The organism is Aquimarina callyspongiae, assembly GCF_034322225.1.
Taxonomy (GTDB): domain Bacteria; phylum Bacteroidota; class Bacteroidia; order Flavobacteriales; family Flavobacteriaceae; genus Aquimarina.
Genome location: NZ_JAXLPA010000001.1, coordinates 713,313 through 732,871, shown reverse-complemented (window position 1 = coordinate 732,871; position 19,559 = coordinate 713,313). Strand labels below are relative to the sequence as shown.

The following is a 19,559-nucleotide window of genomic DNA, read 5'->3' as shown; positions in this document are numbered from 1 at the left end:
TAAAAAAGGGGATTTGTAAAGGAAAATCTCAGAAATTAAAGGATTGAATGATAATATGGAGTGTATATATTATAACCAATAAACCAAATGGAGTTCTATATATAGGAGTAACAAAAGATTTAAAAATAAGAATATATCAGCATAAGAATAAGTCGCATCCAAATACATTTTCAGCTAGATATAATTTAGATAAGTTGATTTATTTTGAAAACTATAAAACAAAGGATGAAGCATATACTTGTGAAAGACGAATGAAAAAGTGGAATAGAGAATGGAAAATTAAACTAATCGAAAAAGAAAATAAAGATTGGGCTGATTTGAGCGAAAACTTGATAGAGTATTTAAAAAAAATGAATAATTAAAATGAGACATCCGCCTTCGCGGATGATGAATATGACACAACCTTACGTAAACATAATGATAGAAAACGGAGTAGGAACTATAGAGTTTTTTCACCCCGCACATAATTCTTTACCAGGAGATATACTTGCAAAATTAGCTCAGACAATTACTGATGCAGGTAATAATTCAGCTATAAAAGTAATTGTTCTAAAAAGTGGAGGCGCCAGAACTTTTTGTGCCGGAGCAAGCTTTAAAGAATTAATTAATATCAATGACGCAGAAACAGGTAAAGTGTTTTTCTCCGGTTTTGCCAATGTGATTAATGCAATGCGTAAATGCCCAAAATTCATCATAGGACGAGTTCAAGGTAAAACTGTTGGAGGAGGAGTTGGGGTAGCATCAGCAACAGACTACTGTATGGCTACAAAATTTGCTTCTATTAAGTTAAGCGAATTAAATGTTGGGATAGGACCATTTGTTGTGGGACCTGTGGTAGAACGTAAAATAGGATTATCAGCAATGACTCAAATCGCTATTGATGCTAACTCATTTTATGAAGCAGAATGGGCAAGAGATAAGGGATTGTTTACCAAAGTTTTTGAAGATACTGAAACCTTAGATGCGGAAGTAAAAGCATTTGCAGAACATTTATGCACCTATAATCCAGAAGCTATGAAAGATATGAAAAAAGCTTTTTGGGAAGGTACAGAACATTGGGATACCCTATTAGCAGAAAGAGCAGTAATTAGTGGAAGATTGGTGTTATCTGATTTTACTAAAGAAACATTGAAGAGATTTAAATAAAATGAGAATAAGTCAAAAATATGATTTGCAAGAAAGACTTGTAAAATTTTCAGCAAGTATAATCACTAATATAAATGGGTTGAATAAGGATTTTGCTTCAGAACATTTGGCTAAACAACTAATTCGTTCATCGACTTCCTCAGCTTTAAATTATGGAGAAGCGCAAGCTGCGGAATCAAGAAGAGATTTTATTCATAAAATGAAAATATGTCTTAAAGAATTGAGAGAATCTCAAGTTAATTTGCAAGTGTTAAAAGAAGCTAGATTAATTAATGATTTAGATGAATTTAATAAGATTATTCAAGAGTGTAAAGAATTAGTTGCAATTTTCACCAGTAGTGTAAAAACAACAGCAACTAAATAAAATGTAAAACCGAAAAATGCAAAATATAAAATGTAAAAGTGAAGCTGTATTTAGTGCAAACTTTAAACTTTGTCATTTTACATTTATAATTTAATATTTAGTATTAATAAAATGATATACAGTTTCAAAGGATACATACCGGTAATACACGAAAGGAGTTTCGTACATCCATTAGCTGCAGTGACTGGTAATGTAATTATAGGAAAAAACTGTTATATAGGTCCTGGAGCCGCTATACGTGGAGATTGGGGCGAAATTATCCTTGAAGACGGAGTAAATGTACAAGAAAATTGTACGGTGCATATGTTTCCAGGTAAATCCATTGTCTTAAAAGAAAGTGCACACGTAGGGCACGGAGCAGTCATTCACGGCGCAAATTTAGGACGTAATTGTTTGATTGGTATGAATACTGTGATTATGGATGATGCTGAAATTGGTGATGAATGTATAGTAGGAGCCATGTCTTTTGTAAAAGCAAATACTGTGTTCCCGAAACGAAGTTTAATCGTTGGTAATCCAGCTAAAGTGATTAAAGAAGTTAGCGACGAAATGATCAATTGGAAAACCAAAGGGACAAAGTTATATCAACAATTGCCAGCAGATTGTTTTGAATCTTTAAAAGAAGTAGAACCGCTGCGAGAGGTTCCAAAAGATCGACCTACGCAAGAAGCGTTTTATAAAACATTAGAAGAGTTTAAGAATAAATAAGAGTGCACGAATGTCACACTGAGCTTGTCGAAGTGTGGTTAAAAGACATAAAGCTATAATAGCCTTCGACAGGGTCAGGGTGACACAAAATTTAAGTCAGTAATATAAAATATAAACTAACGAACATTAGTTAACTAAAATGTCAACAGTAGAATTAAAAATGCCCAAAATGGGTGAAAGTATATCAGAAGCTACCATTCTTAATTGGCTTAAGAATGTTGGTGATACCGTAGAAGAAGATGAAACCATTTTGGAAGTAGCTACTGATAAAGTAGACTCTGAAGTACCATCACCTTGTAACGGAATAATTACAGAGGTACTATATCAACCCAATGAAGTGGTTGCAGTAGGGCAAGTAATTGCTGTGATCAATGCAGATGCTAATGTAAAGATCACAAATGCTGCTAGTAGTGATGATTCCTCTTCCGTTTCAAAAGAAGAAGAGCCAGCTAATACAGTACAAAAAGAGCTAAGGAGTGTAAGCAATACTGAATTTAAGATTACAGCCTCAGGAGATAATGATGGATTCCTTTCTCCTTTGGTGATTAGTATTGCCAAAAAGGAAAACTTATCTATAGAAGAGGTTCAAAGTATCCAGGGAACTGGTGAAGGAGGTCGTATTCGCAAAAGTGATGTAATGCACTATCTTAAAAACAGGAAGTATCCCTTACCAAGTAGACCGCAGCAACCTCAGGCCTCAAAACCTGCGTATACTCCACCACCAATTTCTTTTACAGAAGGTAAAGATCGAATTGTAGAAATGGATCGTATGCGTAAGATGATCGCGGATCATATGGTTTACTCAAAACATACCTCTCCACACGTTACCAGTTATATTGAAGTTGACGTAACTAATATGGTAAACTGGAGAAATGATAAAAAAATATCCTTTTTAGAGAAATATGGAGAGAAACTAACGTTCACACCAATTTTTGTTGAAGCCGTGGCAAAAGCAATACAAGAGTTTCCGATGATTAATGTTTCGGTAGATGATAAGAAAATCGTTGTTCATAATGATATTAATATAGGAATGGCGACTGCTCTGCCAAGTGGTAATTTGATAGTACCTGTAGTTAGAAATGCAAATGAAAAAAACCTTTTAGGATTAGCAAAGAATGTAAATCATCTGGCAAACAATGCAAGAAATAATGCACTAAAACCAGATGAAATAGGAGGAAGTACATTTACAATTTCTAATGTAGGAACCTTTGGTAGTTTAATGGGGACACCTATTATTAATCAACCAGAGGTTGCAATTTTGGCATTAGGGATTATTAAAAAACGACCAGAAGTGATTACTACTGATAAGGGAGATGAAATAGCTATCAGAAGTATGATGTATTTATCATTATCCTTTGATCATAGGGTAGTCGATGGATTTTTAGGAGGTTCGTTCTTAAGAAAAGTAGGAGATGAACTAGAAGCCTTTGATATTAATAGAGAAATATAATAATTATATGCGCAAGGGATAGTAGCGGTTACCCCGCAGTATTGTCTTCTTGAGTTGTCACACTGAGCTTGTCGAAGTGTTACCGAAAGAAACAATATGAGGAGTATGAGCAGATAGCCCGACCCGACTTTAATGAGGGATGCGCTCAAAATAGATAAATCAGAATGGAACAACAGATCAAAATTACAAGAACCTCGAATTCAAAATTAAAGGATATTGATTTTGATAATATTCCTTTAGGAAAAGCATTTACAGACCACATGTTTGTTTGTGATTATGAGGATGGAACATGGCAAAACCCTAGAATAGAACCATTAGAGTTAATTCCTACACATCCTGCAGCAATGGCATTGCACTATGGTCAAGCTATTTTTGAAGGAATGAAAGCTACAGTTGGAAATAATAATACGCCTTTACTGTTTAGACCAGAACAAAATGCAAAACGATTTAATGTTAGTGCAGCAAGGTTAGGAATGCCTTCAGTTCCAGAAGAGCTTTTTGTTGAAGCTGTAAAACAGATTGTTGGAATAGAACAAGCTTGGATTCCTCCACAAGAAGGAAGTGCTTTGTACTTGAGACCTTTTATGTATGCTGATGAGCCTTTTATTGGGATGCGTGCAGCAACGAGTTATAAGTTTATTGTAATCTGTTCTCCAGCCGGACCATTTTTTACAAAAAAGATACGATTATACGCTGAAACTGAATATATCAGAGCAGCAGATGGAGGAACAGGAGAAGCAAAAGCAGCTGGAAACTATGCTGCGGCTATTCTTCCTACCGAAAAAGCTAAGGCTAAAGGATACGATCAGGTATTATGGCTGGATGCTAATGAGCACAAATATGTTCAGGAAGTAGGTACCATGAATATCTTTTTTAAAGTAGATGGTAAATTCATTACACCTAGTACTGATGGATCAATTTTAAAAGGGATTACCAGAGATAGTGTGATTACTCTATTAAAAGATAAAGGGTTTGAAGTAGATGAACGACCCATTACTATTGATGAGGTTATTGGTTATTCTAAAGAAGGAAAACTAGAAGAAGCCTTTGGAACGGGTACAGCTGTTGCAATTGCTATGGTAGAAGCAATAGGATACAAAGAAGAGGTGATTACTTTGCCAACGACAAATCCGGTAAGTCAGGATATGAAAAAAACACTGGACGAAATCAAAACACAAAAACAAGAAGATAAACACGGTTGGATCATACCAGTAACTGTTGAAGAAAAAGTAGGGTAAGAGGATTTATTATTTCAATATAAATTATAAAATATGTTAGCAGAGAAAACAATAGCAAAAGAAGTTCTGAAGAAAGCGTTTTTTACACTGTGTACAGCAAAAAGTATGACCGAACTGTATGAAGAAAACTTCAAAACAGTTTCTAAATACGTTCATGCAACCTCTAGAGGACATGAGGCTATTCAGATTGCTTTAGCAATGCAATTATTACCACAAGATTATGCATTTCCGTATTATAGAGATGATGCTATGTTATTGGGGATTGGAATGCGTCCGTATGATCTAATGTTACAATTGTTAGCTAAAAAAGAAGATCCTTTCTCTGGTGGTCGAACGTATTATTCACATCCTAGCCTTAGAGATGATGATAAACCTAAAATCCCACATCAATCTTCAGCAACCGGTATGCAGGCAATTCCATCAACAGGAGTAGCATTAGGAATGCAGTATAAAGAATTGGTTGGGATCGATCATACTTTTCAAAATGATCTAAGCAAGAGTGAGATAACAAAACCATCTCTGATGGAAGAAAAACCACTGGTGGTGTGTTCTTTGGGTGATGCATCTGTAACAGAGGGAGAGATAGCAGAGGCTTTTCAGATGGCGGCTTTAAAACAACTACCAATTTTATACCTGGTACAGGATAATGGATGGGATATTTCTGCTAATGAAGCAGAAACCCGTGCACAAAATGCTTTTGAGTATGCACAGGGATTTCATGGATTAGATGCTATATCAATTGATGGTGCTAATTTTACAGAGAGTTATCTGGCTATAGAAGAAACGATTAAAACGATCCGGGAAGAGCGTAGACCTATACTGGTACATGCAAAAGTACCATTGTTAAATCACCATACATCAGGAGTACGTATGGAGTGGTATCGAGATGATCTTGAAGAAGCCCGTACTCGTGATCCATATCCGGTTCTAAGAAGTCAATTGTTAGAAGGCGGTTTTACCGAAAAAGAGGTAAATGCTATAGAAGCTGGAGCAAAAGAAAAAGTAGCAAAAGATCTTGAAGAAGCTATGAAGGCTGAAGATCCAACGCCTGAAGATTTATTTACTCATGATTTTGCACCTACCACCATTACCGAAGAGAAAGGAGAACGTTCCCCATCCGATAAAGAAGAGGTGGTCATGGTAGATTGCGCATTGTTTGCTGTAGAGGAGTTAATGAAGAAGCATAAAGAATGCTTGTTATACGGTCAAGATGTTGGAGGGCGACTAGGAGGTGTTTTTAGAGAAGCAGCAACCTTAGCACAAAAGTTTGGTGATGAACGTGTATTTAACACACCAATCCAGGAAGCTTTTATCGTAGGATCTACCGTAGGGATGTCTGCAGTAGGTTTAAAACCAATTGTAGAAGTCCAATTTGCAGATTATATCTGGCCTGGCCTTAATCAATTATTTACAGAAGTAAGCAGATCGTGTTACTTATCTAATGGTAAATGGCCCGTATCTATGATTTTAAGAGTTCCTATTGGAGCTTATGGAAGTGGAGGCCCTTATCATTCATCCTCAGTAGAGTCAGTAGTAACAAATATTAGAGGGATCAAAATTGCGTATCCAAGCAATGGAGCGGATTTAAAAGGCTTGATGAAAGCCGCATATTATGATCCAAATCCAGTGGTAATCCTAGAACACAAAGGGTTATATTGGTCCAAGGTAAAAGGAACGGATGCCGCCAGAACTATTGAGCCATCAGAAGATTATATATTGCCATTTGGTAAAGCAAATATCGTACAGCGTATCTGGGCACAGGATGAAAAGGAAACTATGACTGTGGTAACGTATGGAATGGGAGTACATTGGGCATTAAATGCAACAAAAGATATCCAGGAATCTGTTGAAATTATTGATTTACGTACCTTATATCCACTGGATGAAGAAACTATTATAGAATCTGTAAAAAAGACCAAAAAATGCCTTGTGGTGACAGAAGAACCTTCAAATAATTCATTTGCAAGAGCATTGGCAGGAAAAATTCAAGAAGAATGCTTTAGATATTTGGATGCTCCTGTAATGACTATTGGATCAGAGAATATGCCTGCGATCCCTTTAAATAGTACATTAGAGCAAACGATGATTCCTTCAACAGAAAAAGTAAAAAAGAAGATTAACGAGTTACTTAACTATTAAAGATAACAACCCTGAAAACCTATTTATAGCGTTTTCAGGGTTTATTTTTTACCACCATAAACAAAATCTTCCGTGGTGACATTCTCCAAGGCCACAATTACCGTTTTCGCAACATAAATGCCTCACTTGGTGGCAGCCATCTTCACTAGCTCCTTTAACTGATTTTTGTTGATCTCTGCTTAATTTTTTAACTCCGTTTAGGTGTAAGATTTTTTTCATTTTATAGAATTTATATTCAGTGCTTTTAAAATTATTAATTATAAGTAAAAATATTATGCGGTTTTAACTCATTTGTTTTACTGTTATCGATAAAGATTAATATTGATATACTAATGATTGGTAGATAATTCAAAACCTTTGATGGAGTAGGGTATTAAGGAATATAAAAATCAAAATTCGGGGAGATTCACCCTTTTAGGGTGAATTGAAATATGATGCAAGCTGTAATTTTAAGGCTTTATTTATTACTAACTTTATTATATAAAAAATGAAGAAAAACTTTAAAGAATTAAGAGTTATTGCTACCCAAGTAATGAGTAGGAAAGAGCTTAAAATGATTAATGCAGGCCGTATGGGAGACTCTTGTAGTAGTCTTTGTACTACTGACGCAGATTGTGGTGGTGTTAACAGAGATTGTACAGAATATTATTGCAGCGGAAATTCAGGACCTACTTTTAAACAATGTGGGCCCGGAACGGCTACTTATTAAAAAGTGCAGACAAACCTCATAAAATGAAGTTTATGAGGTTTGTTATATAGTATGCAAATATCTTCTTAATAGATTTTTATAAGTATAAAGAATAATAGAGTAAGATTTGTTATCAAGAGTTAATATTACACCAGTTATATTAAAAGTAGAAATGATATCAAAGACTCCGTTCTTTTTAACCCCATCTTTTTTTAGTTTGTTTATCTTTGAATAGAATTCAAAAATAACCCATCCATTGATTTTAGATTACTTTATTTCTGATAAACAGGTAACTAACGTATGCAAGTTATGGATTTGTTTTATTGTGTTACCTTTCTTTACACATTCACTAAATGCTCAAAAGGATAGTATTGAGGTTGAAAGACTTTATAAAAATGGGATTGATAGTTTAAGGATTAAAACGAAAACTTCTTTAAGTACTTTAGAAAATGCTTTACAACTTATTAATGATAGCATTTTGACAAAAGATAACAACAATAGATATTTTTTGTTAAAAAAAGCTTTGATTTTAGACGAATTAAGTTTCTACTACCGAAAAGATACAGAATATGTTAAAAGTTTAAAGGCTATCCAGGAAAGTTTAAAAATAAAAGAAGACATCGAGGAAACCTATACTTTGCCCAAAACATATTACATTTTTGGTAGATTATACCAGCATAAGAAGGATAGTATTAAAGCATTTCAATTTTACAATAAAGCTTTGTTCTTATCTAAAGAATACGGGAATAATAAAGATTTTGTACGAGCATTGTATTATTTAAGTCAATACTACCTTTTGTATAAAGATCTGGAAAAAGGAAAAATGTATGGACTACGCGCATTTAAGTATGCGGATTCGATTGGGTATGATTATGGAAAGTCCAAAGCTCTATCTAGTTTATCCAGCTATGAAACCAAAAATAAAAACTACACCAAAGTTATTTCATATGCAAATAAGAATATAGAAATATGTGAAAAAATCAATGATAGAATTGGTCTACAGGGAGCTTATAAAAAACTAGGTTATGCCTACAGAAAAATGGGGCAACTCCAAAAAGCCGTTTCATACTATAAAAAATCTTTTGAAATGGTAGTAGATATAAGGGTTGATGGCTTAATAGCGAATCGCAGTTTAGCTTTGAGTAACATTTATAAAGACCTTGGAAATCAAGAGCTAGCTTTTAAATATTATAGAGCGTATAAACGTCAGCAAATAACGGATATGAAGGTTAAGAGTATTAAAGAATTTGCTGAGTTAGAAGCCAAATATACCTATGAACGACAAAAAGTTGTCGACAGTATTAAGTTAGTAGAAAAACAAAAAATTAAAGAATCACGTCTTTTACAGCAAGCCTCTACTAAATTTTGGAAAATCACAACAATCATTGCAGTAATATTCGGATTAATTATAACAACAATCATTTTCCTTTTACGAAAAAGAAAAGAACAACTCAGACTTGGAGAACTCAAAAATGAAATGCTTCAACAGGAGATTCACTATAAACAAAAAGATATTTCTGATTTTGCATTGAACATTTCGAGAAATCGTAAATGGAGAGAAGAGCTGCTATCATATGTCAAAAAAATAAAAAAATCAGGTTCACTTAAAAATGATACTAATTTTAAAGCTTTAGAAAAAGCAATTCTAGAGAGTGAAGTTGTAGATGGTACTATGATTAGCTTTCAAAACAAAGTAGATATTCTAAATTCTGCATTTTATGAAAAACTGCTTGAAGAATACCCAACATTAACTAAAACGGAAGTTAAACTTTGTTCATTTATTCGGTTAAATATTGATAATAATGAAATCGCAATTCTCCAAAACATAGCGATTGAATCCGTTTACAGAAGCAGATCCAGGCTTAGAAAAAAAATGAACTTATCCCCTGATGAAGATTTAAATGCAATTTTAAATAAATTCTAGATTTGTTTTTAAGTAATTAATAATCAGTTGTTTGGATATTAATTTTCTTTGATTGTACATTATTTGTACATGGGTTATTTACGCTTTGTACATTATTTGTACATATTATTTTTCTTAATTCAATAAACTTTATAAATAGTTTTGAGGCATTAAAACTTCATATGCCACAAAATGTCAATAAGACAATTCATTAACAATTTTTTTGGTGGAGATCGAGCAAGGATCATTCAACAAAAAAATAAACGTCTTAAGATGAAATTGCAGGCATTAGAAAAGCTAAAAAAGGAATTAGAAAAAAACCAACTAAAAAACTAATCATATCTCTTAATTATGAAAATCCTTAAGTTCTTCAGTGTTCTGTATATATTTTCTTTTATCTCTATTAGTTCCTGGGGGTTCCAAAACATTGAGAATTCATCTGTTTTGGAGTCACAAATTACGGCCATTAAAATTAAGCCTGTAAATGATGGAATCAATCTTGAAGTAGATAGTTCAGGAAATTTGGTTTATACCGATTTTATGGATGTTAATGATGATATTAGTATTATTTCAGAAGATCTGAATTATCGCGTAAGTAATTCTTCGGCCCTACTAGTAGCTGGAAAAGGGATGAAGCAAGATGGAAACGATGTGCTGATACCCATTACCTTAGTAACCGGAGAAATTAAAATCAATACTCAAGGAGGAGATGATACCTTTACAATAGATCTTTCTAATGGAGATATTGGCGTTCCTATTAACTATAGCGGAGGTGCCCAAAATACACCATCAGGAGATGACTTGATACTCATAAGCTCTGATGCTATTGTATATGATACAGTAGTACATACCTTCATTAATGATCATGACGGATATGTAGAAGTTTCAGGCAATAATACAATCAATTACACCGGATTGGAACCGATAACAGACAATCTGAATACATCTGATCGTGTTTTCACCTTTACAGGTGATATAGGAAATATCGAAACCATCAATTTGGAAGCAGGAGGTACCTTAGATAATAGGATAGATTCAAGTTTGGGTGAGTCCGTAGATTTCAATAACCCTTTAAATTCGTTGAGCATTAATCTCAGCGGTGCAGGTGAAGACTTATTTAGTGTAAGAAGTTTGGCAAACGGTTTTGATGCCAGTCTTACTATTAATGGAGATACAGGCGATGATGTTGGTTTTAGAAATAATGCTATCGATCTGGGTAATGGTAACCTTAATATCACCTGTGACCTGCTTAGTATTCACCAAAACATTACCACAACGGGAACGATCAATACGTCGTCTAAAAATACCACACATATTATTAATGCAACGGTGCAATCTAATGGAGGAAACATCTCTGTTAGCTCGGGAACAGAAGTGGTTTCTGGTGATTATGGTGTGATTAATATGTTCGGTGGTCATGTAGAAACAACAGGTTCCGGGACAATTGCCATGAATGGTAGAGCGTATTCTAGTCGAAACATAAATTTTATACTTAGTGGCATATTTATGAGAAACGGAAGTAGTATTACCACCGATACCGGAACGCTAGAGATGACCGGAAGCGGAGTTTTCGACGGACGTGCAAATATTAGGGGGATTCGAATAGAAGGTAATTCATCCATTCAAAGTACTACCGGAAATATCACTATCACTGGTACAGGAATGAATGGAGCAAATAATGATAACGTAGGTGTTTCATTGGCTTCAGGTGCCATTCAAACCGGAGGCACTTTAAATATTACAGGAACCGGTTATATTGGGATGCAACTGGGTGGAATTGTTAAGGATTCAGGTAATATGTCACTTCAGGGAACTAGTGCATCTGCTAATACTCCGGCAATAAATATTACTTCATCAAATGCAAAACTCGACTCAAACAATTTATTGATAAGAGCCAATGTAGGACCAATCAATACACCTAATGGAGTTGCATTACAAGAATTAATCGAAGCAAACAATACGACAATTAATGGGGTTCTGGCACCGGGGCAGTCTCCCGGGCAATTGATTGCAAATACCAATCTAACCATTGGATCAGGGAGTACAGTAGAAATAGAATTTGAGAGCTCATCAACTGCAGGGAGTGATTATGACCAAATAGTAGTTAGAGGTGCGATAGATATTACAGGAACAACATTTAATCTAGTTGATAATGCTAATGCTATTTTTAACGAAAATTATACGATTATTGATAATGATGGAACAGATCCTGTACTAGGAACTTTTGATGGGCTACCAAACGGTGCAGCTATAGCGGGTAATGGGCGAACATGGAATATTTACTATAATTATGATGGTAATAATGATGTAGTGTTGGTTACCGAACCTGATGAACCTAATGTATATGTAGACAATTCAGGGAACATGGTTTTTGAAGACTCTAATGGTTTAAATAATAACTTAAGGATTAGGGTAGATGGGGTTAATTATCGTATCAGCGATTCAGAAAACAGCTTGATTTCCGGTTTCGGAGCGATTCAGGATGGGAATGATATTTTGATCCCTATAACATCAGTTACTGGAGAGATCAATTTAAATGCAGAAGCGGGAGATGATACTTTAAATATCGACTTGAGCAATGGTAATTTTACTGATGTGATTAATTTCAATGGAAATAATGGTGCAGATAAATTGTCTTTACTAGGAACAGGTACGTATAATAATGTCGTTCACACAGTTGATAACCCTGGCGAAGGAAAAGTTAGAGTTACAGGAAATAGTATGATCAATTACACAGGAGTAGAAGGAAACATTATTGATCAATTAGACGTAAACGAAAGAACCTTTACCATCAATGCTGATACTACAACCAGTTTAAAATCAGATGGCACACTGGAGAATCAGGTGGATATACGAGGTTTTTTAACTATAGATTATAATAACCCTAATAATGTGCTGACTATAAATGGAACAGGAGGCGAAAATGGATTTATTCAGGTTACTGGATTTGCTTCGGGGTTTGATGCACATTTAGTCATTATTAAGGAGGAGGATGTTGTTAGACTTGGTCCTAACACAAATATAAATCTTGGTAGCGGGATCCTTAGGGTTATAGCAAGATCGGTTTTATTTAGAACAGAAGTTACTACCCAGGGTGCGATCGAAGTCACAAGTTATGAAGGCACTTCTTTTTCAGAGGCTAATGTTGTGTCTTCCGACGGAGAAGATATCACCATCAATGCTGGTTTGTTCCCAAATCCGGGACTTAGTACCTATGGTATTGATATGATTGAGTCAACACTTCGTACCACAGGTGCAGGAAATATAACCCTTAGCGGAAAAGCATTTAGCGATGACCCTTCAATTTCGACCAGAGGGATTACCATGGTCCGTACCAATATACTTACAGATAGCGGTACTATTACTATTACCGGTAAGGGACCTGTTATGGGTGTGAATCAATGTAAAGGAGTAATTATAGGATTGGAAACAGTAATCCAAAGTAATAGCGGGAATATCAACATTACAGGAACCGGAGGAGAATGTTCTGGAGGAGTAAACGTAGGAGTCTCGTTAGTAATAGACATGATGATCAAAACTTCGGGATCTGGTCATATAAATATTGATGGAAATAGCGGACTGGCTGGTGATTATAACTACGGAATTGAAATGATGGGTACTTCATCCATCACAGCAGAAAATGGAGAAGTTATTTTTATGGGGAATAGTACTGCCACTACGGGTACAGGTCATATAGGAATATGGCTCGAAGGAGCTGTTAGCACCACTGGTACAGGAAATATTACTGTAAACGGAAGGGTGAATTCATCCGATAATACTATCGGAATATTCCTGCCGGAACATGACACCCAGATTCAATCTGGGAACAATCTACACTTATATGCGGTCTCTGGACCTATATATACACCAGAAGGACCTGCCAGACAAGACTTGTTTAGTGCTAACAATATCTTCATTAATGGAGCTTTAGAACCGGGACGATCTTCTGGTCAGTTGATGATTAATGGAGTCCTGGAAGCGAATGTAGGAACTACTCTTGAAATAGAAATAGATGATTTTACTACGGCAGGAGTTCATTATGATCAGATTGTAGTAAATGGTACAGTAAATTTAGAAGATGCTACCCTTACTATCAAAGATAATTCAGGTAGTTTTTCTAGTCCCAAAAACCTTATTTTGATCAATAATGATGGCGATGATCCCATTACAGGTACTTTTTTTGGATTACCTCATGGTACAGCTATCCCAGGAAATCAAAAGACCTGGTATATCTATTATAACCTTAACGGAAATGATGTTTTATTAAGTACCTCGCCTCCTAATGTACATGTCGATAATTCTGGGAACCTTGTTTTCTCAGATCCCTATGCTGTAAATGATAACCTCAAGATTACTGTAGATGGAGAAAATTACCGTATCAATGACTCGGAAAAACCAGTGATTGCTGGTGTAGGAGCTACCCAAGATGGAAATGAGGTATTGGTAGCAATAACTTCTGTGACCGGAGCAATCAACATTAACACAGAAGACGGAGATGATATGTTGAATATAGATTTGAGCAACGGTAATTTTACCGATGCTGTCAATTTTGAAGGCGGTAATGACAATGATGGATTATCGGTAACAGGAACAGGTATTTATGATAGTGATGCGCATACTGTAAGTAGCGCAGGAGAAGGAACAATTGCTATTACAGGAAATAGTGCTATTAGTTATACCGGACTAGAGCAAACCATTACAGATCATCTGGAAGTAAATGAAAGAATCTTTACTATTAATGTGAATAATTTTACTATTCTCGAAGCTGTGGGTGCTTTAGAAAATCAGGTAAGAATCAGTGATATTACTACTATCGATTACAATAACCCTAATACTGCGTTGACCATCAATGGTGCAGGATCAGATGTGGGCTATGTTTATATCAATGGCTTTGCCACCGGGTTTGATGCAAATTTGACCGTTGTTAGAGAAGAAGATCAGGTTCGTTTTGGAGATATCATAAATACAGACTTGGGGAGTGGAGCACTTAATGTTACTTCGAAAATAGTGATATTTAGAACAGATGTTACTACAGAAGGCCCTATAAACATTACAGCAGATGAGGCGATTCATATGTCAGGATCGGTAGTTCAATCTACTGCCGGAGAAGATATTACTATGAAATCCGGCATTGCTCCTCAACCAGGAACGGGTTTTGACGGTTTTGAAGCGTTTGAATGTACCATCCAAACCTTTGGTACCGGAAACATTATCCTTGATGGAAAAGCGTATACAGAAAATACTTCAACTTTTCTGGAGGGGATGACATTGTATGAAACTAATATCATAACAGATATAGGTGATATTACCATTTCGGGAACAGGCCCTGCTACAGGCCCCTTAAAAAGTATAGGAATGCAGGTATTGTTTTCTTCAGAAATACAAAGTAATAGCGGAAACATTAGTATTACAGGTATAGGAGGAAACAGTATAGGTGCTTCGAATATCGGAACTGCCATAGAAAGTTCTATAGTACGTACAGCAGATGCCGGCTCAATAACGATCAACGGAACCGGTGGAATGGGTACTGAATTTAATTATGGAGTGGATATAAAAGATAATGCAACTATCCTGGCATATGATGGTAACATTACTATTACAGGAACCAGCCTGGATACTACAGGAAACAATCCATTCGGAATTAACTTTAATGCATCCGCTACTACCTTAGCGGGTACTGGTAACATTATATTAGAAGGTACCAGCGGCAGGGCAAATGCCTCGGCCATCAATATATCATATACAGGTACAGAGTTACAATCTGGAGGAGATTTAATAATGACAACTAACCTTGGACCTATGCATACAACCGATGGAGTTACAGGTGTGCAAACCAATTTTGTAGCAGAAAATAACATTGTTATAAATGGAGTTTTGGCACCGGGTCAGTCCATAGGACAGATGATAACCCTTGGCAATCTTACGATGCAATCAGATGATACGCTGGAGGTAGAAATAAATAATTTTACTACCGCAGGAACCGATTATGATCAGATAGTTGTCAGAGAAGGTTCTGTGGATATTACAGGAACAACCCTTACATTAATAGATAATTCAGGCATTCTTAGTGAAAATACTGAAACTCTGGTACTAATTGATAACGATGGAACAGATCCTATTATCGGAACTTTTGATGGACTGCCTAATGGAGCTTCAATAGCAGGTAACAACAAGATCTGGTACATATATTACAATCGAGGAGATGGAAACGATGTTATACTAAGTTCAGATCTATTAAGCCCAAATGTGTTTGTAGATGCTTCAGGAAATATGGTGTTTACTGACCCTTATCAGCTTAATGATCAACTTACAATAATTATTGATGGTAGAAATTATAGAATTAGTGACCAAACAAGAGGTCTTATAGCCGGAGCAGGAGCTATTCAGGATGGAAATGATGTCCTTGTAGCTATTAGTTCTGTAACAGGAGCAATCAATATTAATACAGAAGATGGTAATGACCATCTAAACATAGACCTGAATGGTGGTGATTTTACAGATGAGATCAATTTTGATGGAGGTAATCAGGCCGATGGTTTGTCACTATTAGGAACAGGTACGTATACTAATGTAACCCATACTTTTACAGATAATAATGAAGATGAAGGTTTAGTTGCTATTACAGAAAATAGTACTATAACATACCGATCCATAGAAGAAACTATTGTGGATAACCTGAATGTTAATAATAGAATTTTTGCTTTAGATCTTGATAATAATGTCACTTTAGATAATATAGGCTCCCTGGATAATCAAATATATGCATCTAAAGGAATAGTTGTAGATTATAAAAAACCTTCAAATTCGTTAACTATTAACAAAATAGGTTTAAGCGATAATACTTTGTTTGTTAGGGGAGTGAAAGAAGGATTTGATGCAGATTTCACCATAAATGCTAACAATGATGATGTTCGTTTTGATTCCAATAAAACTATAGACATTGGTAGTGGTAATTTACATATAAATTCAGGTACACTTACTTTTGGTAGTAATAGCCATATCACTACAAGAGAATCAATTGTTGTCAATACAAAAAGTGTGACCTCAATTCTGGGTAGAGTATATTCTGATGGTGGTAATATTTCAGTAATGGGAGGTACAGAAGTTATTCCAAAAGATAATTATAGTGGAATATTTCTGTATAGCTGTCATATAGAAACTACAGGTGCAGGATCTATTACACTCGATGGAACGGCATACTTCAATACTGCATCAGATATCGTATTAGACGGTATATTGATGAGAAGAAATAGTAGGATTATAACAGATACAGGAGATATCATACTTTTAGGAAAAGGTGTTGACAATGGATTGGTTAATTATAGAGGTGTATATATCGAAGAATCTTCTAGCATAGAAAGCCGTCGTGGACATATTGCAATTACCGGTACAGCAAGAGATCATGACGATGATTCAAATATAGGTGTCTTTATGGAGGAAGGCACAAAAATAGAGACCGATAAACCAGCTACCTTGAATATTACCGGAGAAGGAAAAGTAGGTATGGAATTGAATGGATTAATCTCTACAGGTAATGTCTCCCTGGAAGGAACGAGCCGTAGTGTAGATGCTCCAGCCATCAACCTGGTATCTTCTACAGCAAAAGTTCAGGGCTTTAGAGATGTAACTTTAACTACAAATGTAGGGACTATTCATACTCCATCAGGAGTAGCAACCCAAACTCATATTGATGCTATCACCGGTATAACAACCATTAACGGAGTACTAGCACCCGGTCAGTCTTCAGGATCAGAGATAGGACAATTGGTTGCCGATGGAGATTTTGTAATGCAGTCTGATGATACGCTAGAAATAGATTTGAATAATTTTAATAATGCGGGAGAGGGTTATGACCAGTTGGTAGTCAACGGAGGTTTTGTAGACATCAATGAAACTACGTTAGTACTCAAAGATGATACGGGGATGCTTCTTCCCGGTCAATCCGTAACATTGGTGTTGATTGATAATGATGGAACCTATGACAAAGCTATAGGTACGTTTAAGGGGTTACCTAATGGTGCGGCAATTACCGGTAATGGCAAGACGTGGTATATTTATTATAATCTTGGTGACGATAATGATGTTGTACTGAGCACAGAGAATATTGAGGTAATTGTAAAACCAAGAGTTTATTTACAAGGAGCTGCTTTTGACCCTAATACCGGCGAAGAAGCATTGATGCGTGACGATTTACGAATAGAAGGACATATTCCTTTGACTTCTCCTTATGAAGACGAGGTAATTGTAGATGCATCAGTATTCTCAATTTCGGGCAATGATGCCATTGTAGACTGGGTATGGGTAGAGCTTCGTGATAAGGACGATAATACTAAAATTTTGTATAGTCAATCCGCTCTCCTACAGCGTGATGGAGATGTCGTAGCTTTTGATGGTGTTTCAAACCTTAGCTTTAAAGGAGTGATTTCTGATAACTACTACGTTGCCATAAAACACCGAAACCACTTGGGTATCCTGAGTGCTAATACCATTAACTTGAACAATGATATAACAACAGTTGATTTTAGTAATGGTAACATGCCAACATATGGAACAAACGCACTGACTGTCACCGGTATGCCTGTTGATATTTTAGGGATGTGGGCTGGAGATGCTAATGGAGATGGTATTGTACGATATTCTGGTGATGTATCAGACAACCCTGATATTCTATCTTATGTACTGAATGATCCAGATAATTTCTTAAACCTGCCTACATATCAGATAAGCGGTTATACTGGAAATGATATAAATATCAATGGAACAACGCAGTATGTAGGTGGTAATTCTGACTTACCGTTTATTCTACAAAATGTGATGAATCATCCTGATAATTCTTTAAATCTAAGTACCTGGACTATCCAGGAACAACTACCAGAGTCTATGGATTAATTTATGAATAGACGAAAGACATATAATAATAGTAAACAAAACAAAATAATAGTACAGATTATGAAAGCAATTACTTCTTTTTACTTTGTATTACTTTTAGTAGTAGGAATAACAATGCAAGGAATAAGTGCACAACACTATGACTTTACCTTGATACATAATGGGAATTATAGCTTTAGTATCGCTGCGGTTCCAAATTTTGATTCAGGGAACTTTTCCCCGATAACTCAATCATATGGATTTACACTTGTTGTACCCGATGGGGTAACTATTAGCTTTGATAGTTATGCTCCGACTGGAACCAATGAAACCATAACTCGAATCCCCGGCACCAATGTTTCAGTATTTGATCCATTGATGGCTGATAAAGATCTGTATTTAATAACTACCGATACAAAAGGAGAAACAATAGGACATCATTCAAGCGATGCTATAATTCCTTTGGTGAATTTTACAGTGGATGGAAATCCACAAAACGGAGAATTACGAATACTGGACAACAATTCAACTTTGGCAAGTGCCTTAGGAATAAATGGTTCATTGGACAGTTTTATACAGACGGATGTAACTGATAATAATACAGTAAATTTTACAAATGTATTTAACGGGCTAACAGGTATGGATCATTTCATATTTAATACATTGGGTATTGAGGAGAATGAGGCCATTGAACAAGGTTGGACTTTATATCCAAACCCTTCCACTCATTTGGTTTATACCAAAGGAGCTATACAGCAACTCACCAAAATAGAAATATTTGATATAGCAGGACAACTTGTACTGCAACAGAATACTTCGTTAGATCAGGTTGATGTCAGCCATATGGAATCTGGTGTGTATATGGTAAAGCTTTATAACAAAAGCCATCAGCAACAGATAATAAAGCTGATTAAAGAATAATTGAAACCTACATCAATTCAAATAAACCAAGAAATATAGTTATCAGTTAATTCTGTTAAATCAACAGGACTATCTCTCTTTTAGTTTATTCATCTGTATCAGGTGGGTAAGATACTTTGAGTCAATAATTAAAC

The 19,559-nt window shown here is 35.5% G+C and carries 12 protein-coding genes; 11 read left to right on the top strand and 1 reads right to left on the bottom strand.

What is annotated here, in order from left to right; genetic code table 11:
* Positions 1-47: 47 nt before the first annotated feature.
* The 7 genes from U0D62_RS03105 (at position 48) to U0D62_RS03075 (ending at position 7,045) form a co-directional block, all read left to right on the top strand.
* Entirely contained in the window at positions 48-362 is a 315-nt protein-coding gene (locus U0D62_RS03105; RefSeq protein ID WP_322193835.1) for a GIY-YIG nuclease family protein, read from the top strand.
* 31 nt (positions 363-393) lie between these two features.
* Positions 394-1,146 (top strand): enoyl-CoA hydratase/isomerase family protein, encoded by a 753-nt coding sequence (locus U0D62_RS03100; RefSeq protein WP_322194846.1) that lies wholly within the window; start codon positions 394-396, stop codon positions 1,144-1,146.
* Position 1,147: 1 nt separating this feature from the next.
* A complete protein-coding gene (locus U0D62_RS03095) occupies positions 1,148-1,510 on the top strand; it encodes a four helix bundle protein (protein ID WP_322193834.1) in 363 nt (120 codons plus the stop codon).
* A gap of 111 nt (positions 1,511-1,621) precedes the next feature.
* Entirely contained in the window at positions 1,622-2,218 is a 597-nt protein-coding gene (locus tag U0D62_RS03090; RefSeq protein ID WP_322193833.1) for an acyltransferase, read from the top strand.
* Between the two features lie 139 nt (positions 2,219-2,357).
* Positions 2,358-3,668, top strand: a complete 1,311-nt coding sequence (locus U0D62_RS03085) for a dihydrolipoamide acetyltransferase family protein (RefSeq protein WP_322193832.1) — start codon at positions 2,358-2,360, stop codon at positions 3,666-3,668.
* Positions 3,669-3,832: 164 nt separating this feature from the next.
* On the top strand, positions 3,833-4,906 hold the full coding sequence (locus U0D62_RS03080; RefSeq protein ID WP_322193831.1) for a branched-chain amino acid aminotransferase: 1,074 nt from the start codon (positions 3,833-3,835) through the stop codon (positions 4,904-4,906).
* A gap of 33 nt (positions 4,907-4,939) precedes the next feature.
* Positions 4,940-7,045, top strand: coding sequence for an alpha-ketoacid dehydrogenase subunit alpha/beta (locus U0D62_RS03075; protein ID WP_322193830.1), 2,106 nt, complete (start codon positions 4,940-4,942; stop codon positions 7,043-7,045).
* A 48-nt stretch (positions 7,046-7,093) separates the two neighbouring features.
* Here the strand turns inward: U0D62_RS03075 and U0D62_RS03070 are convergent, their stop codons facing one another.
* A complete protein-coding gene (locus U0D62_RS03070; RefSeq protein ID WP_322193829.1) occupies positions 7,094-7,264 on the bottom strand; it encodes a hypothetical protein in 171 nt (56 codons plus the stop codon).
* 268 nt (positions 7,265-7,532) lie between these two features.
* Between U0D62_RS03070 and U0D62_RS03065 the strand changes: the two genes are divergently transcribed.
* The 4 genes from U0D62_RS03065 to U0D62_RS03050 all read left to right on the top strand — a co-directional run bounded on the left by U0D62_RS03065 (position 7,533) and on the right by U0D62_RS03050 (position 19,425).
* Positions 7,533-7,754 (top strand): hypothetical protein, encoded by a 222-nt coding sequence (locus U0D62_RS03065; protein WP_322193828.1) that lies wholly within the window; start codon positions 7,533-7,535, stop codon positions 7,752-7,754.
* 235 nt (positions 7,755-7,989) lie between these two features.
* Positions 7,990-9,657, top strand: a complete 1,668-nt coding sequence (locus tag U0D62_RS03060; RefSeq protein WP_322193827.1) for a tetratricopeptide repeat protein — start codon at positions 7,990-7,992, stop codon at positions 9,655-9,657.
* A gap of 330 nt (positions 9,658-9,987) precedes the next feature.
* Entirely contained in the window at positions 9,988-18,525 is an 8,538-nt protein-coding gene (locus tag U0D62_RS03055) for a beta strand repeat-containing protein (protein WP_322193826.1), read from the top strand.
* Positions 18,526-18,585: 60 nt separating this feature from the next.
* Positions 18,586-19,425 (top strand): T9SS type A sorting domain-containing protein, encoded by an 840-nt coding sequence (locus tag U0D62_RS03050; RefSeq protein WP_322193825.1) that lies wholly within the window; start codon positions 18,586-18,588, stop codon positions 19,423-19,425.
* Positions 19,426-19,559: the final 134 nt, after the last annotated feature.

Excerpts from the sequence above, each read along its gene's own strand:
- U0D62_RS03080 (WP_322193831.1), top strand. The coding sequence starts at position 3,833 with ATGGAACAACAGATCAAAATTACAAGAACCTCGAATTCAAAATTAAAG.
- U0D62_RS03085 (WP_322193832.1), top strand. The coding sequence starts at position 2,358 with ATGTCAACAGTAGAATTAAAAATGCCCAAAATGGGTGAAAGTATATCA.
- U0D62_RS03100 (WP_322194846.1), top strand. The coding sequence starts at position 394 with ATGACACAACCTTACGTAAACATAATGATAGAAAACGGAGTAGGAACT.
- U0D62_RS03095 (WP_322193834.1), top strand. The coding sequence starts at position 1,148 with ATGAGAATAAGTCAAAAATATGATTTGCAAGAAAGACTTGTAAAATTT.
- U0D62_RS03050 (WP_322193825.1), top strand. The coding sequence starts at position 18,586 with ATGAAAGCAATTACTTCTTTTTACTTTGTATTACTTTTAGTAGTAGGA.
- U0D62_RS03075 (WP_322193830.1), top strand. The coding sequence starts at position 4,940 with ATGTTAGCAGAGAAAACAATAGCAAAAGAAGTTCTGAAGAAAGCGTTT.
- U0D62_RS03090 (WP_322193833.1), top strand. The coding sequence starts at position 1,622 with ATGATATACAGTTTCAAAGGATACATACCGGTAATACACGAAAGGAGT.
- U0D62_RS03070 (WP_322193829.1), bottom strand. The coding sequence starts at position 7,264 with ATGAAAAAAATCTTACACCTAAACGGAGTTAAAAAATTAAGCAGAGAT.
- U0D62_RS03105 (WP_322193835.1), top strand. The coding sequence starts at position 48 with ATGATAATATGGAGTGTATATATTATAACCAATAAACCAAATGGAGTT.
- U0D62_RS03065 (WP_322193828.1), top strand. The coding sequence starts at position 7,533 with ATGAAGAAAAACTTTAAAGAATTAAGAGTTATTGCTACCCAAGTAATG.
- U0D62_RS03055 (WP_322193826.1), top strand. The coding sequence starts at position 9,988 with ATGAAAATCCTTAAGTTCTTCAGTGTTCTGTATATATTTTCTTTTATC.